We start from the raw sequence: 15257 nt of genomic DNA, 5'->3' as shown, positions 1-15257 counted from the left end.
ATCATGACGCCGGTGGCTTTCGCATTGCTACGCCCGCATGACCTCAGTTGGCAAGAACCCGTTGCGAAGGAAAGGTGATTTCCACCAGCGTGCCTTCATTCGGCGTCGAGGTGATGGAGAAATTTGCCCGGTTGGCATCCACCATCGCCTTGGTCAGTGGCAGGCCAAGCCCGGTGCCGTCGCCGCGCACGCGCTTGCTGGATGAGGCCACCTGCCGGAATGGCTTCATGGCCTGTTCCAGCTCCGCCCGCGTCATGCCGATGCCGGTGTCGCGAATGCGCAGCGCCACGCTGCCATTCGCCTCATAGGCGGTGGAAACGACGATCTGGCCGCCCGACGGCGTGAAGCGGATGGCGTTGGACAGGATGTTCAGCACGATCTGCTTGATCGAGCGCAGGTCGGCAACGATCTGTGGCACTGATTGCGACAGTGCGGTGCGGATGATGACACGCTGATTGTTGGCCTGCGGCTGCACCAGCGAGACCGCTTCGGCCACTGTCTCGTTCAACGGCACGGCGATGAAATCCACATCCATCTGCCCGGCCTCGATCTTGGAAATGTCGAGCAGATCATTGACGATGTCGAGCACGTGCCGGCCGGAACGGCCGATATCATTGGAGTATTCCGCATAACGCGGATGACCGATCGGCCCGAACCGCTCGGTCGCCATCATGTCGGCAAAGCCGATAATGGCGTTGAGCGGTGTGCGGATTTCATGGCTGACGCGCGCCAGGAAATCGGTCTTGTGGGCATTGGCGGTTTCCGCTGCCCGCTTGGCGTTGCGAAGTTCTTCCTCCGTGCGCTTCCACTGGGTGATGTCGCGGATGACGGCGCAATAGCCATGCGAGGATTTAAGCCGCCCGATGGTCATGAACAGTGGCAGGAAACCGCCGGATGCTTCGCGGCCGATCACCTCGCGGCCATCATTCAACACGCTGGCCACACCGTTATTGGCAAGGCCGGAGAGATAATCCAGCACGGCGCGCTGGCTCTCATGCGCAAACAGGGTGACGAAGGGCTTGCCGGCGATTTCGCCATTGTCATAGTTGAACAGCGCGCTGGCGGAACGGTTGAGCGAGCGGATTTCGCCGCTGTCTCCCAATAACACCACGCCGTCGGTGGCGGTTTCCAAAATGGAATGCAGTTCCTCGACTTCACCCTGCAGCACGGAAACGCTGCCGGCTTCTGCACCCGCTGTTGCTGCCGTATTTTCGTTGGCTGCTGCAACAGGCGTCTGTTTTTCTTCCAGCGGAATCAGCGACAGCATCAGTGCCTTGGTTTCTTCCCAGCGGATGGACTGTAACCGCGCCTTGACCGGAATGATGTCGTTTTCGGCACTGACCACGACCATGCCGCCCTCATTGTCAGGCATCTCGTCCAGTTCCTGCCGCTGCAGCAGCGCTTCCAGCCCGCCCACATCCTGGAGTTCCTCAAGCGAGGTGTAGCCCGTCAGCCGCAGGAAATCCGGATTGGCGTGGATCAGCCTGTCGCCGGCATGGACAAGAAGCGCCACCGGCATTTGATCCAATGTCTCGGCCGTCAGGACACCGGCGGGGCGAGGGGGAGGGCTAATCATCGCAGCAGCAATATCGGCCGTCGGCTGCAAGTCCGTTGCGGTGTCTTCCTTCTCGCCGGTATCGATTTCATTTGTCGGTGTGGGGGCAGCAGCCGGCCGCTCACCACGAACATAATCGGCGAAGAGGTCGTCCTCCTCCACTATTTCCGTCGCCTTGGCAGGTTCTTGAACGTTCTGCGTTTTGTCCACCGGCATTTCCGGCGCGATATCTTCGCGACTATCCTGCGGAACCGACTCGGCGGAACGAGCCTCTTCGTCCGCTTTGCGGTTCTCGTCGGCCAGGATATCGATGGGTGCAAGCGTCCGGCCGATTTCCCGGAAGGCAGCCTGTTCGCCTGCGGTCAAACCCTCGCGTGAGCGCGAACGGCGGTCCTCCAGATGAACGACCTTGTCGGAATAGGACGGCTCGGGTGCTGGAGCGGTCGTCGGCACGGGTGCTTCGAATTCCGGCGGGCTGTAATCGTGACGCTGGTCTTCGGCCAAAGCCTCGCCCGTCGTTTCGTCAGCTTCCACCGCCGGGGCCTCGTCTTCGGCCTCGTCATCCTCATCGATAAAAGCCAGCAATTCGCGGCTTTCATCCTCGGCATCCAACTGCGGCGAAGCTTCGGTCTGAAAAACGTCTTCCGCGTTCAGGAAGGTAAGGCCGGTGGCATGCGGATCTTGCGCGGCGTCGGCAAGCCGCACGATGCCGAAACCCCGGAAACCGTCGAATTCACGCGAGCGGGTATAGGTGGGCAGGGCGGCGAGGTCGATCGGCACCATCAGGGAGGTGCCTTCCACCGGCCAATAGATCGTCTTGCCCGACCATGTGTCGCGACGGCTAAGAAGTTCGCGAATCTTGCCATCCGGATCAAGGTTGAAAAGTGCGGCCACATCGGCAAAGCCCATGCCTTCGACAGCCGCCGCCTTTGCGCCGACAGCTTCTGCGAATTCATGCGAAATCGAGCTGAAGCGCCCCTCGGCATCGATTTTCCAGACGAAACGGGATGCGCGCGCACCGGCATTAAAGACAAAAGCCGGTGCTTCTTCTGCTGCGTCCGTTTCCGCCGGAATATCCTCTTCCGCCGGCACAGCGGCCTGCGCCGTCACGGTTTCGGTGATCTCTTCGGCTGGCATGCTTTCAGCTTCTTCCGATACCTCTTCAGCATGGTCGTGACCGGTGGCACGGTCGATTGCCGGCGCCTCTGCCTCATCCGCATCGAGTTCGAAGAGATCGGCAATATCGTCGGTCATCGCCTCCTGCGCGGCGGCATCGGCATCTTCGACAGGGATATCCAGTGGGGCCTCGGCCTGTTCTTCTGCCGGCAAGGGAAGGGCGTCCAGTTCCTGTTCCGCCACAATCTCGTCTTCGCCATCGGCGGGCAGTTCCGGCACGTCCTCCACATCCTCGATACCGGCAACGGCATCAAGCACGGAATCAAAGGAGGCCGCGGCGGCGACAACAGGTGCGGCCTCCGCGACTGGCAAATCGGGCTGAACGGCAGCCGGGGTTTCCTGCGGCTTGTCTTCAGCAAAGCCATTGACAGGATCGAGTGTGCCAAGCGCGGTCTCGACCACGAACATCAGGTTGAGTTCGGGCGACGTCGTGATCTGGCCGGTCGCCGCCGGCAGATAACCCTTGCCGGTCGGCACGGGGCGCTTGACGAGATGACCGGACTGGCCGGCGGCCATGCGCACCAGCGTCCTTGCCGTGTGCGGCGTAATGCCGAGAGACGGGAAGCGCGGCGAAGCAGCAACGATCTCGTTGTCGCCATTCAGAACCGCCATATGAATATCGGGGTCGTCAAAACCTTCGATCATGCGTCGGGCGCATTCCGTGGTGTCCGGCGCGGCCTGGTCGGTAAGGGCGGAAAACAGTATTGCGGGCTGGCCCGGTTCTGCTTCAATGATTTCCGCCCTGGCGGTCACGGCAATGCTGCGGAAACCGGCATTGATGCGAATGGTAAACGGCAGGCTGTCGCCCGCCTGGGAAAGCCGCGCCGCCGTCGCCGCCAGCTGCCGGAAGGTCACATCCTGCCGCTTCGGGCCCTGTTCCAGAAAATCGTAGACCATCGGCGTGCCGAACAACGCCGCACCCCGGCCGTTGGCCCAAAGGGCGCTCTGAAGGTCGAGCGAGAACAAAGCCATCGCCTCGCCGCGCCCGAAACCTTCACGCACCCGTTCATGCACTGCTATATCGATAAAGGGATACTGGACGGCGGGCATGTCGAAACCTATTCTGGCACTACCGGACCTTGCGGGCTTTTCAGCCTCCTCATGAAGCTGAAAGGTAAACCCGCTATGGCACCACGTTAACAGAATTTTAAATAACTTCACACGCCGGCGGGGTCCACCATCCGGCGGATGAATCGCCAAACAGAGTTAACATGAACAGGCCTTGCCTTCGCCCGTTATCCGTCTCGGCGCAATGAAAGCGCTTGCCTTTCGATGCCTTTTTTCGCAAAATTCACTGAGGCACTTGCAAATGGGGGAAACACCTTTTATGTCACCCCCCGTGACGCCGCTTCGGCGTTTCATGTGCGGTTGTAGCTCAGTTGGTTAGAGCGCAGGTTTGTGGCACCTGAGGTCGGTGGTTCGACCCCACTCAACCGTACCATTCCCTTCTCCCGATAAGTTCAAATGCTACAAGGACTTACCGGGAGATGGGAGATTTGACCTCCGATGCAAGCTCTTCTTTTTGCGGCGTTACTTACTCCCGTGGAATTCGTTTGGGTTACTAAAGGGCCTCGGACTGAGCCGAAATTTTGTCCTGCTTCGATAACAAAAGTGGGCAGATTAGGTCCGAAAATCATCCGAGGGTGCTATTGTAGCTCTAAAAATACACGGCTACAGCCTCGCGAAAGTGTTGCCTGATAAGAAATTGCACGGCATGCCTCTGCAATCCTCAAGGGAGAAATTTCATGCAAAATACATCACATGCCGTTATGGCACAGCGGCATGAGGCACAAGATAGCCCTGATGATTTCCCCACGCCACCTTGGGCGACGAGAGCGTTAATTGAATATATCATAGGTCGTGAAAAGGTTGCTTCTTGCACTTGCTTGGAACCGGCAGCGGGCAGAGGTTATATGTCGCGCCCTCTATCAGAATATTTTGCTCGAGTTGATTCCGCAGATGCATACCCTTACGGCTACGCGCCCATTCGTGATTTCCTGACGTTTCCGTATGAGGCGCTATCACACGATTGGGTAATCACAAACCCACCATTTCGGTTGGCCGAAGAGTTTGTAGCGCGCGCTATGACTGTGGCTCGTCAGGGCGTTGCTATTTTGGCGCGCACCGTCTTTCTCGAAAGCGTCGGGCGGTATGAAGGCATATTTAAGGACAGCCCACCAACTATATTTGCTCAGTTCTCTGAGCGCGTTCCAATGGTGAAGGGGCGTGTTGATCCCAAAGCATCGACTGCTACAGGATATGCTTGGTTCATATGGGAGAAAGACGCGATCGACCACTCACACCTAGCTTGGGTTCCTCCTTGCAGGCGTTCTTTGGAGCGGCAGGGTGATTATTCGTCGAGCTCACCCATCTGAGCCAAGAAAAGTCTTCCTGCGTCGGTTATTGTCCACCCTTCGCGTCCTTGGTCATAGGATGCCCATCCGCGGGTTTCCAGACCAGTTGAATTCTGCCGGTGCGAAACAAGATTTCGCACTTTCTGGCTGAAATGCGTATCATTTCTTCCTTGAAGTAGAGTGTCATCTATGCCTTCCGGTGCGAAGTAGTCTTCGAGTTCATCGATGAGCGTCGATGTTGTAGCAAACCCGTCCTGTTTCGTAGCGAGAATTCTAAGGGTCGGAATTACAAGATGGGATTCTCTTACTCTCGGCATTATGTGCTCCAAAGTGGAATTATGAATAAAATTTCCCGAAAAAGTTGAGCCTGATTCTTCTCCGAAAGTAAACCCATCGCTGTGTATCTTCCTCGCATCTTCATACTAACAATCACTAAGTTATGTTTGTACTGTCAGAGGACGGACCCCAGAAAAACTATTAGAGCAATTGGGAGCCTCTGAGTGGTCCTGTTGCGCGCCTAGCTATATCGCCTCGACGCCTGCCGTTTTCGGCTCGGGAAAAACCATTTGGCTAAAATCTCTTGCGCTGGTATTGTCCACCCAACGAAACCTATGAAAGCCAGCAGCATAGCGTCTTTGCTTGTGCGCGGCGAAATGGACAAGACAGTGATCGACCCCGGAAACGGCCCAAAGCCGTCGGACCAAGGGGCATCGGTGGCGGACAAAGGGAAAGCGAAGCGATCCCGTCGTGGCAAGAAACACAAGCGTGACGGGAAACCCCGTGACGCCGCTGTGTTGTCGCATGATGTTGCCGCGGATGTTCCGGCCGGTTCCCCTTACGTGTCGGCTCTCGAGCCGGATGCCGAACCGCGCAAACGAAAGCGCCGGCGGCGTTCTCGCGGCAAAGGCGCGTCCTCCCAGCAGAGTGCGCCTGCATCTGGTGAACAGGCGCAGGCTCCCATTGTAACGGACGCCATAAATCCAACCACTGCACCGCCCGGCGGTGTTCGCAAATCGCGCAACCGCAAGCGGGTTCACCGCGATCCGCGTGGTCGCGATCCGCAGGGCCGACCGTTGGTTCCCTCCCCGGCAGCGAGACATGTCGGCAAGCAGAACGGTCGTGCCAACGGGGCTTCTCAGGAACCGCACCGCCAGCAATTGGATTCCGCCCGTCAGGCGGGTCGTCAGCATGAGCATGGCCAGGACACGCCGGCAGATATGTATGCGGCGCTCGATCTCGGCACCAATAATTGCCGCCTGCTGATCGCGCAGCCGACAAGGCCCGGCCAGTTCCGGGTCGTTGATGCCTTTTCGCGTATCGTCCGGCTGGGCGAGGGATTGGTATCGACCGGCCGCCTTTCAGACGATGCTATGGATCGCGCGGTGGAGGCCCTCAAGGTCTGTGCCGCGAAACTCGCGGGTCGTCCCATACGGCGCATGCGGCTCATTGCCACCGAAGCTTGCCGCGCGGCAATCAATGGTGAGGAATTTCTGGCGCGTGTCACCCGCGAAACCGGGCTCAGGCTCGAAATCATCAGCCGTGAAACGGAAGCCCGCCTTGCGGTCTCGGGTTGCGCCTCGCTTGTCGGGCGTGAAGCACGCTCCGTGGTGCTGTTCGATATCGGCGGCGGATCGTCGGAAATCGCCGTCATCAAGGTCGGCGAAAACCGCTCGAACCGGCTCGCCAACCACATCACCCACTGGACTTCGCTGCCGGTCGGCGTCGTCACGCTTTCGGAACGCCATGGCGGCCGCGATGTGACGCCTGACGTGTTTGCGGCCATGGTGCGGGAAGTCGAAGGGCTGCTGGATGCCTTCCATTGCCCGCCTCTCGCGCCGCTTGTGCATCACGAGGATTTCCATCTGATCGGAACATCCGGCACGGTGACGACGCTTGCGGGTGTTCATCTCGATCTGCCGCGCTATGATCGCCGCAAGGTGGATGGCCTCTGGCTTTCCGATGCAGAGGTGACCGCCATGCAGGACAAGCTGCTGGCATGGGATTTCGCTGGCCGCGCCGCCAATGCCTGCATCGGTCCTGATAGGGCCGATCTGGTTCTGGCGGGCTGCGCCATTCTTGAGGCCATTCGCCGCCGTTGGCCGTCACGCCGCATGCGGGTGGCCGATCGTGGCCTGCGTGAAGGTCTCTTGACGGATATGATGGCGGATGACGGCGCATGGCGGCGCAACCGCATAAGGCGCATGCAGATCGTACGGCAGGACAGAACAGAAGGTTTGACATGAGCAAGGCGCCGACAAGCACCAATCGTACCGGCCGAAAGATCGGCCAGAAGGTCAAGAAGACCAAGCTCAAGGCCTCATCGCGCCGCTGGCTGGAACGTCATATCAACGACCCCTATGTGCAGCGCGCCAAGCTGGAAGGCTATCGCGCCCGTGCCGCCTTCAAGCTGTTGGAAATCAACGACAAGCACCAGATCCTGAAGGGCGCGACGCGCATCATCGACCTTGGCGCCGCACCCGGAAGCTGGTCGCAGATCGCCTCCAAGGTGACGGATTCGACTGAGGACGACATTCGCGTTGCGGCCATCGATTTTCTCGAAATCGATCCGATCCCCGGCGTGAAGATCCTGCAACTCGACTTCCTCGACCCGACCGCACCGGACCAGCTGATGGAAGCTGTCGGCGGCACGCCCGATCTTGTCTTGTCGGATATGGCGGCGCCAACCACGGGCCACCAGAAGACCGACCACATCCGCACCATGCATCTGTGCGAAGTCGCGGCCGATTTCGCCGTTCAGGTGTTGGCGGAAGGCGGCCATTTCCTGGCCAAGACCTTCCAGGGCGGCACGGAAAAGGCGCTGCTGGACATGCTGAAGAAGAACTTCAAGCAGGTCCTGCACATCAAGCCGGCGTCGTCACGCTCGGAATCGGTCGAGATGTTCCTGCTTGCCAAGCACTTCAAGGGCCGCAGGAACGAGCCCGCTATCGATGCCGAAGCCGGAGAGGCCGCCGAAGACTGATCATTCCGCCGGTTGCGAAACCTTGCCGCGGTGGCCGGAGACGGCCGCACCGGCCTGTGCGTCCATGCGGATGATCGGCACGATGGCGAACAGCGACACCAGCGCCACGATGGTGAAGGCGATGTGGAAATCGGCAAGCTGCAGATGCGTGCCGGACATTGCACTGCTGACTTCCAGAATGGAGGCGGCGAAAGCCACACCCAGCGCCAGGCTGATCTGTTGCATCACCGAGGCCATCGAGGTCGCCTGACTGGCCTGGCTGTCTTCGATATCGGAATAGCTGAGTGCGTTCGATCCGGTGAAAAAGAACGACCGGGCAAATCCCGCCGTGACCAGAAAGATCATGATCAGCGGGTAGGGTGTTTCCGGTGTGAAGAAGCTGTTGGCAAGCGTCGTGAACGCGCCGACGACGCCCGCTCCGATCAGCGTTGACCTGAATCCCGTTGCCGCAAACACGCGCTTGGCCATGAATTTCGTGGTGATCGCACCGATTGCGCCGGCAAAGGTGATCATCCCTGATTGGAACGGGTTAAGCCCGAAGCCGATCTGCAGCATCAGCGGCATCAGGAACGGAATGGCGCCCGTCGAAATGCGGAAGATGGTGCCGCCAACGGATGCCGCCCGGAACGTCGCATTCTGAAAAATGCGGAAATCCAGAATGGGGGCGGGATGGCGCGCGGCATGGCGCACGTAAAGAAAACCGCAGATAAAACCGATGATCGTCGAGGCGATGCCGATGGCGGGCGGCAGTGCCGGCAGGCTGACCACTGACACGCCGAAGACAACGCCGGAGGCGGCGATACCGGACAGAATGAAACCCTTGCCGTCCATCGGCGGCGGATTGGTGGTTTCAATTTCCGGCAGGAAGATGGTCGACAGCCAGATGCCGATAATACCGATGGGCACGTTGATCAGGAAAATCCAGTGCCAGGAAAAATAGGTGGTGATGAAACCGCCGATCGGCGGGCCGGTGAGCGGCCCCACAAGCGCCGGTATCGTCAACAGCGCCATGGCGGAGACGAGTTCGGTCCGTTTCGTCGTTCGAAGCAGAACGAGACGGCCGACGGGCGTCATCATCGCCCCGCCCATGCCCTGCAGGAAGCGCGAGAGCACGAACTCGAACACCGACGACGAGACCGCGCAACAGATCGACCCCACCACGAAGACGCCGATGGCGAAACGAAAGATTTTCTTTGCGCCGTATTTGTCGGCCATCCAGCCGCTGATGGGAATGAAGATCGCCAGCGACACCATATAGGCGGTCAGCGCGAGCTTGAGGGTGATCGGGCCGACATTGAGATCTGCTGCAATCGCCGGAAGCGAGGTTGCGATGACGGTGGAGTCCATCTGCTCCATAAAGAGAGCGACTGCCAGGATGAGGGGGATGATGCGGTTCATGGGGCTGCCTGCGGCTTTCCGCTGCGACAAAGGTGTCTCTCGTTCCTCCTACGCCTGATAGGACCGCTTGCCAACATGTTAATTGTCTATTTCTAACGCTCCGATCAAACCTGCGTGAGGCCGGTTTCCTTGAAACTTTCTCGCTCTATTGTCCGTTGGGTGAGTTCAGTTGGTGATAACGGCCAGTTGGCGAAATCGGAGACAAGATGATGACCCAATCCTTGAGCATGAGCAGACGCGGCCTCATCGGTGCAGCCGGCGCAACCGTCCTCGGTGCGCCGCTGCTGATGGCGCGCACCGCAACGGCCCAAACCAACCAGCCGCAAACCTCCATGGAGATAAAGCACGCCATGTCGCCGGAAACCAACCGCTTCAAGCTCGGCAATTTCGAGGTGCTGGTGGTGAAGGACGGCGCGCGCGCCGCGCCAAACCCTGGTGAGACCTTCGGCACGGATCAGTCGGCGGAGACGGTCGGTAAATTGCTGGAAGAAAACTTTCTGCCGAAGGAGCAATTCGTCAATTCCTTTTCGCCGGTTCTCATCAATACCGGCACAGACCTTGTGTTGTTCGATACCGGTTTCGGCGAGGCCGGCCGTGGGGCCGGCAATGGCCGCCTGATCGAGGGCATGGCGGCGGCCGGTTACACGCCGGAGGATGTGACCGTGGTGGTGCTGACTCACATGCACGGCGACCACATCGGCGGGCTGATGGAAAAGGGCGCGCCGGCCTTTTCAAAGGCGCGTTACGTGGTCGGCCAGGCGGAATATGATTTCTGGACGGATGAGAAGCGGGTCGGCACGCCTGCCGAGGGTGGGCACAAGGGCGTTATCGCCAACGTCAAGCCGCTGGCGGAAAAGGCGACCTTCATCGGCGACGGCGCCAATGTCGTGTCCGGCATCACCGGCATTGCGGCCTTCGGCCATTCACCGGGCCACATGATCTTCCGGGTCGAATCGGAAGGTAAACAGCTGATCCTGACGGCGGATACGGCAAACCATTTCGTCCTGTCGCTGCAGAGGCCCGATTGGGAAGTGAAATTCGACATGGACAAGGCTGCTGCTGCTGCCACCCGCAAGAAGGTCTATGACATGATCGCCACCGACCGGCTGCCTTTCCTTGGCTATCACATGCCTTTCCCGTCCGTTGGTTACGCGGAAAAGCTGGATACGGGTTATCGTTTCGTGCCGAAGTCCTACCAGTTCGACATCTGATATCTGCTGCAATGCAGCAACAGGGAGAACCCGGAAGTTCATTCCGGGTTTTTTCTATTCCCTTCCTGTCATGAACGTGTTACCAGCCCTCGCCAACTTCCAAGCAATCCTTGCAGGGCGCCGGGGTGAACTTTTCGTTCCGGGACGGCCACGCATTTTTCATTATGAAGGAATTTGGTCATGGCACGCATCATTCAAACACCCACTGGTTTGGACGCTCTCACATTTGACGATGTGTTGCTGCAGCCCGGGCATTCCGAAGTTATGCCGGGACAGACGAATATCGCCACCCGCATTGCCCGCGATATCGATCTCAACCTGCCGATCCTGTCTTCGGCCATGGATACGGTCACGGAAGGCCGTCTTGCCATCGCCATGGCCCAGGCCGGCGGCATCGGCGTCATCCACCGCAACCTCACCCCCATCGAGCAGGCCGAAGAAGTCCGGCAGGTGAAGAAATTCGAAAGCGGCATGGTCGTCAACCCGGTCACGATCGGCCCGGATGCGACGCTTGCAGAAGCGCAGGCGTTGATGAAGGCGCACGGCATTTCCGGCATTCCCGTGGTTGAAAACGGCGGTTCCGGCGGCCACAAGAACGGTCGCCTCGTTGGCATCCTGACCAACCGCGATGTGCGGTTTGCCTCCGATCCGCAGCAGAAGATCTACGAGCTGATGACCCGGGAAAACCTGGTCACGGTCAAGGAAAGCAGCGTCGATCAACAGGAAGCGCGCCGGCTGCTTCATAAGCACCGCATCGAAAAACTGCTGGTTGTAGACCCCAAGGGCAATTGCGTTGGCCTCATCACCGTCAAGGATATCGAGAAGTCGCAGCTTAACCCCAACGCCACCAAGGATGCGCAGGGCCGCCTTCGCGCCGCCGCCGCCATCAGCGTCGGTGCCGATGCCATCGAGCGCGCCGAGCGCCTCATTGATGCCGGCGTCGACCTTCTGGTCGTTGATACAGCACATGGCCATTCGCAGCGCGTGCTGGATGCCGTCTCTCTGGTCAAGAAGATGTCGAACTCGGTTCGCATCATCGCCGGCAATGTCGCCACCGCCGATGGCACCAAGGCGCTGATCGATGCCGGTGCTGACGCCGTCAAGGTCGGTATCGGTCCCGGTTCCATCTGCACGACGCGTATCGTCGCCGGTGTCGGCGTGCCGCAGCTGGCGGCCGTCATGGCTTCGGTTGAAGCGGCCAATGCTGCCGATATTCCTGTCATCGCCGATGGCGGCATCAAGTTTTCGGGCGATCTGGCCAAGGCAATCGCCGCCGGCGCTTCCGCCGTCATGATCGGCTCGTTGCTCGCCGGCACGGATGAAAGCCCGGGCGAAGTGTTCCTCTATCAGGGCCGTTCCTTCAAGGCCTATCGCGGCATGGGCTCCGTTGGCGCCATGGCCCGCGGTTCGGCAGACCGTTATTTCCAGGCGGAAGTGCGCGATACGCTGAAGCTTGTGCCTGAGGGCATCGAAGGTCAGGTTCCCTACAAGGGTCCGGTCTCCGGCGTCCTGCATCAGCTGGCCGGTGGCCTCAAGGCCGCCATGGGTTATGTCGGCGGCAGCAACATCAAGGAATTCCAGGAGCGCGCCACCTTCGTGCGCATTTCCAGCGCCGGCCTGCGTGAAAGCCACGCCCATGACGTGACGATCACCCGCGAAAGCCCGAACTATCCCGGCGCGGTTTGATCTTTCAAACCGAATCCGTAAAAAGATAGACAGAGTATTTGGCGCTCCCCGATTCCAGCCGGATCGGGGAGCGTTTTCATGATTGGGAGAGAAAGCATGTCACCGACGACCGCAATGTTCTGGCCGATGATCGCCCATGTCTTTCTCGTTTTCGGACTTTACATACTGCTGCTCTACCGGCGTAAAAAATACACCTTCACGGATCGTGAATCGGCCATCCGGCTTCGCGATAAGAGCGAGGAAGCGCGGGAAAGCTATCTGGTAAACCGCAATATCGCCAACCAGTTCGAACTTCCCGTCCTGTTCCACATCGCCTGCCTGCTGCTTTACATCACCGATGCGGACAATATCGTCACCATCGTGCTGGCCTGGTTGTTCGTGCTGTCGCGTTACGCCCATTCTTATGTTCATGTCACCAGCAATCGTCTCCGCCATCGTGGGGCATTGTTCGGCATCGGCTTTGCCCTTCTGGTCTGCCTGTGGGGCTGGCTCGCCATTTGGTTGGCTTTGGAGTGAAACAGCATCGTCAGGTTGCTCCATAAGTGAGACAGTCGACGCCTCCAAAATAAGCCGATTTGCGATGGGTCAATTCCATGACGCCCCATCCCCGTTAATCTCTGCCCGCCGTCGAGGATTTCAGGCGAGCAGAGATTGAGGAGTATGTCATGACAAAAACAATGAAGGCAGCCGTCGTCCGCGCGTTTGGGAAACCACTGACTATCGAGGAAGTGGCGATACCGGATCCCGGCCCCGGTGAAATTCTCATCAATTACAAGGCGACGGGCGTTTGCCACACCGACCTGCACGCCGCAACGGGTGACTGGCCGGTCAAACCCAACCCGCCCTTCATTCCCGGCCATGAAGGTGCCGGTTATGTCGCGAAAATCGGCGCTGGTGTCACCGGCATCAAGGAAGGCGACCGTGCCGGCACGCCCTGGCTCTATACCGCCTGCGGCTGCTGCATTCCTTGCCGCACCGGCTGGGAAACCCTGTGCCCGAGCCAGAAGAACTCAGGTTATTCCGTCAATGGCAGCTTTGCAGAATATGGCCTTGCCGATCCGAAATTCGTCGGCCGCCTGCCTGACAATCTCGATTTCGGCCCGGCCGCACCTATGCTTTGCGCTGGCGTCACCGTCTATAAGGGTTTGAAGGAAACCGAAGTCAGGCCCGGTGAATGGGTGGTCATATCAGGCATTGGCGGGCTTGGTCACATGGCGGTGCAATATGCCAAGGCCATGGGCATGCATGTCGTTGCCGCCGATATTTTCGATGACAAGCTGGCGCTTGCGAAAAAGCTGGGAGCAGATGTCATCGTTAACGGCCGTGCGCCTGACGCGGTGGAGCAGGTGCAGAAGGCAACCGGTGGCGTCCATGGCGCGCTGGTAACGGCAGTCTCCCCCAAGGCCATGGAGCAGGCCTATGGCTTCCTGCGCTCCAAGGGTACAATGGCGCTTGTCGGCCTGCCGCCGGGCTTCATCTCCATTCCGGTGTTCGACACGGTGCTAAAGCGCATCACGGTGCGTGGCTCCATCGTCGGCACACGCCAGGATCTGGAGGAGGCGTTGACCTTCGCCGGTGAAGGCAAGGTCGCCGCCCACTTCTCCTGGGACAAGCTGGAAAATATCAACGATATCTTCCACCGCATGGAAGAAGGCAAGATCGACGGCCGTATCGTTGTGGACCTCGCCGCCTGAGGCGAATGACAGGGCCTGCGGCGCTCACGCAAAAGTGTGGCGCCGTCGCCGCCCGCTGCGTTCCCCGCAGGGCGATCTGCGTTATCCTCCCGTCGCATCCGCGTTCAAGGAGGACAGGCGATGGACAAGCCCAAGATTACGCAGGCCATGATCGACGCTTACGATGAATATACCCATCTCAGCCTCGACCGCCGTAAATTCATGGAAAAGCTCACGCTTCTTGCCGGGTCCGGTGCGGCTGCGGCCGCCATCGCACCGCTTCTTTCCGCCAGCAGCGCCCATGCGGCCATCGTCGCGCCTGATGATGCGGGCATCGTTGCGGAAGAGGTGACCTATCCCGCCCCCGGTGGCGAAATGAAGGGTTATCTCGTTACGCCGAAATCGGTGTCCGGCCCCATCGGCTCCGTCATCGTCATCCACGAGAATAGAGGCCTGAACGATCATATCCGCGATGTGGCAAGACGCGTGGCGCTCGCCGGTTTCCGGGCGCTTGCGGTCGATTTTCTCTCGCCGCAGGGCGGCACGCCTTCGGATGAGGATAAGGCGCGGGAAATGTTCAGCGGTCTCGATATGGACGCAACGGTTGCCAATGCTGAGGCGGGCCGGGTGTGGCTTGCCGCAAGGCAGGGCGCGAATGGCAAGGTCGGTGCGGTCGGTTTCTGCTGGGGCGGCGGGCTGGTCAACCGTTTCGCCACCAAATCGGCAGGCCTGAATGCCGGCGTCGCCTATTACGGCCAGCAAGCGCCGGCGGCCGATGTACCGGCCATCAAGGCACCCTTGCTTTTGCAATATGCGGGTCTTGATGAACGCATCAATGCCGGCATCGATGCCTATAAGAAAGCGCTGGAGGAAAACGGCAAGACCTTCGAAATCTTCGTTTACGACGGTGTCAACCACGCCTTCAACAACGATACGTCCTCGGCGCGATATGATAAGGCCGCTGCCGATCTCGCCTGGGGGCGGACGGTGGAGTTTTTCAAAAAATATCTGGCGTGATGGGCGCTCGACGCTGCCGCTTGTTTCTTCTCCCTTCGGGGGAAGAAGGAAAGGCTCGACATGTTGACCATTTACAACGGACCGAAGGTGCATGGGGCTTCACCCCCCTCTGCCCTGCCGGGCATCTCCCCCTCAAGGGGGGAGATCGATACGCGGATAGGTTTCGCCTATCTCACAGTCTGAGAATGAAGTTGAGGTAGCGCGTCG

The 15257-nt window shown here is 59.4% G+C and carries 11 protein-coding genes and 1 tRNA gene; 10 read left to right on the top strand and 2 right to left on the bottom strand.

Translation table 11 applies throughout. The annotated features are described in order from the left end of the window. Positions 1-43: 43 nt before the first annotated feature. On the bottom strand, positions 44-3781 hold the full coding sequence (locus tag FCH38_RS05385) for an ATP-binding protein (RefSeq protein WP_174373068.1): 3738 nt from the start codon (positions 3779-3781) through the stop codon (positions 44-46). Between the two features lie 314 nt (positions 3782-4095). Here FCH38_RS05385 and FCH38_RS05380 point away from each other — a divergent pair. From FCH38_RS05380 to FCH38_RS05365, 4 genes are all read left to right on the top strand, one after another. After that, positions 4096-4172: transfer RNA gene (locus tag FCH38_RS05380), tRNA-His, on the top strand. A gap of 304 nt (positions 4173-4476) precedes the next feature. Next, entirely contained in the window at positions 4477-5106 is a 630-nt protein-coding gene (locus FCH38_RS05375; protein WP_174373067.1) for an SAM-dependent methyltransferase, read from the top strand. Positions 5107-5696: 590 nt separating this feature from the next. Further along, on the top strand, positions 5697-7328 hold the full coding sequence (locus FCH38_RS05370) for a Ppx/GppA phosphatase family protein (RefSeq protein WP_174373066.1): 1632 nt from the start codon (positions 5697-5699) through the stop codon (positions 7326-7328). After that, positions 7325-8065 (top strand): RlmE family RNA methyltransferase, encoded by a 741-nt coding sequence (locus tag FCH38_RS05365; RefSeq protein WP_153513204.1) that lies wholly within the window; start codon positions 7325-7327, stop codon positions 8063-8065. Before FCH38_RS05370 ends, FCH38_RS05365 begins: the two co-directional genes overlap by 4 nt. Here the strand turns inward: FCH38_RS05365 and FCH38_RS05360 are convergent, their stop codons facing one another. Then, positions 8066-9463 carry an MDR family MFS transporter gene (locus FCH38_RS05360; protein WP_149898611.1) on the bottom strand — a complete coding sequence of 466 codons (1398 nt, stop codon included), beginning with the start codon at positions 9461-9463 and terminating at the stop codon, positions 8066-8068. Between the two features lie 209 nt (positions 9464-9672). On the opposite strand from FCH38_RS05360, the gene FCH38_RS05355 reads away from it, so the two are divergent. From FCH38_RS05355 to FCH38_RS23550, 6 genes are all read left to right on the top strand, one after another. Beyond that, positions 9673-10674, top strand: a complete 1002-nt coding sequence (locus FCH38_RS05355; RefSeq protein WP_174373140.1) for an MBL fold metallo-hydrolase — start codon at positions 9673-9675, stop codon at positions 10672-10674. Positions 10675-10854: 180 nt separating this feature from the next. Continuing rightward, entirely contained in the window at positions 10855-12360 is a 1506-nt protein-coding gene (gene guaB, locus FCH38_RS05350; protein WP_149898612.1) for an IMP dehydrogenase, read from the top strand. Positions 12361-12474: 114 nt separating this feature from the next. Then, positions 12475-12876 (top strand): MAPEG family protein, encoded by a 402-nt coding sequence (locus tag FCH38_RS05345; RefSeq protein WP_174373139.1) that lies wholly within the window; start codon positions 12475-12477, stop codon positions 12874-12876. A gap of 149 nt (positions 12877-13025) precedes the next feature. Next, on the top strand, positions 13026-14054 hold the full coding sequence (gene adhP, locus FCH38_RS05340; RefSeq protein WP_174373065.1) for an alcohol dehydrogenase AdhP: 1029 nt from the start codon (positions 13026-13028) through the stop codon (positions 14052-14054). A gap of 120 nt (positions 14055-14174) precedes the next feature. Beyond that, positions 14175-15050, top strand: a complete 876-nt coding sequence (locus tag FCH38_RS05335) for a dienelactone hydrolase family protein (protein WP_174373064.1) — start codon at positions 14175-14177, stop codon at positions 15048-15050. Between the two features lie 60 nt (positions 15051-15110). After that, the gene (locus FCH38_RS23550; RefSeq protein WP_272872195.1) at positions 15111-15233 is read left to right on the top strand and encodes a hypothetical protein; all 123 of its coding nucleotides are present in this window, start codon (positions 15111-15113) and stop codon (positions 15231-15233) included. The last annotated feature ends 24 nt before the right edge of the window (positions 15234-15257 follow it).

Source organism: Agrobacterium tumefaciens (assembly GCF_013337285.1).
GTDB classification, from domain to species: domain Bacteria; phylum Pseudomonadota; class Alphaproteobacteria; order Rhizobiales; family Rhizobiaceae; genus Agrobacterium; species Agrobacterium burrii.
Note: the sequence above shows the minus strand (reverse complement) of the source record. Positions and strands in the feature narration are given on the sequence as shown.

Coding starts and splice junctions, on each gene's coding strand:
- FCH38_RS05385 (WP_174373068.1), bottom strand. CDS start 3,781: ATGCCCGCCGTCCAGTATCCCTTTATCGATATAGCAGTGCATGAACGG.
- FCH38_RS05375 (WP_174373067.1), top strand. CDS start 4,477: ATGCAAAATACATCACATGCCGTTATGGCACAGCGGCATGAGGCACAA.
- FCH38_RS05370 (WP_174373066.1), top strand. CDS start 5,697: ATGAAAGCCAGCAGCATAGCGTCTTTGCTTGTGCGCGGCGAAATGGAC.
- FCH38_RS05365 (WP_153513204.1), top strand. CDS start 7,325: ATGAGCAAGGCGCCGACAAGCACCAATCGTACCGGCCGAAAGATCGGC.
- FCH38_RS05360 (WP_149898611.1), bottom strand. CDS start 9,463: ATGAACCGCATCATCCCCCTCATCCTGGCAGTCGCTCTCTTTATGGAG.
- FCH38_RS05355 (WP_174373140.1), top strand. CDS start 9,673: ATGACCCAATCCTTGAGCATGAGCAGACGCGGCCTCATCGGTGCAGCC.
- guaB (WP_149898612.1), top strand. CDS start 10,855: ATGGCACGCATCATTCAAACACCCACTGGTTTGGACGCTCTCACATTT.
- FCH38_RS05345 (WP_174373139.1), top strand. CDS start 12,475: ATGTTCTGGCCGATGATCGCCCATGTCTTTCTCGTTTTCGGACTTTAC.
- adhP (WP_174373065.1), top strand. CDS start 13,026: ATGACAAAAACAATGAAGGCAGCCGTCGTCCGCGCGTTTGGGAAACCA.
- FCH38_RS05335 (WP_174373064.1), top strand. CDS start 14,175: ATGGACAAGCCCAAGATTACGCAGGCCATGATCGACGCTTACGATGAA.
- FCH38_RS23550 (WP_272872195.1), top strand. CDS start 15,111: ATGTTGACCATTTACAACGGACCGAAGGTGCATGGGGCTTCACCCCCC.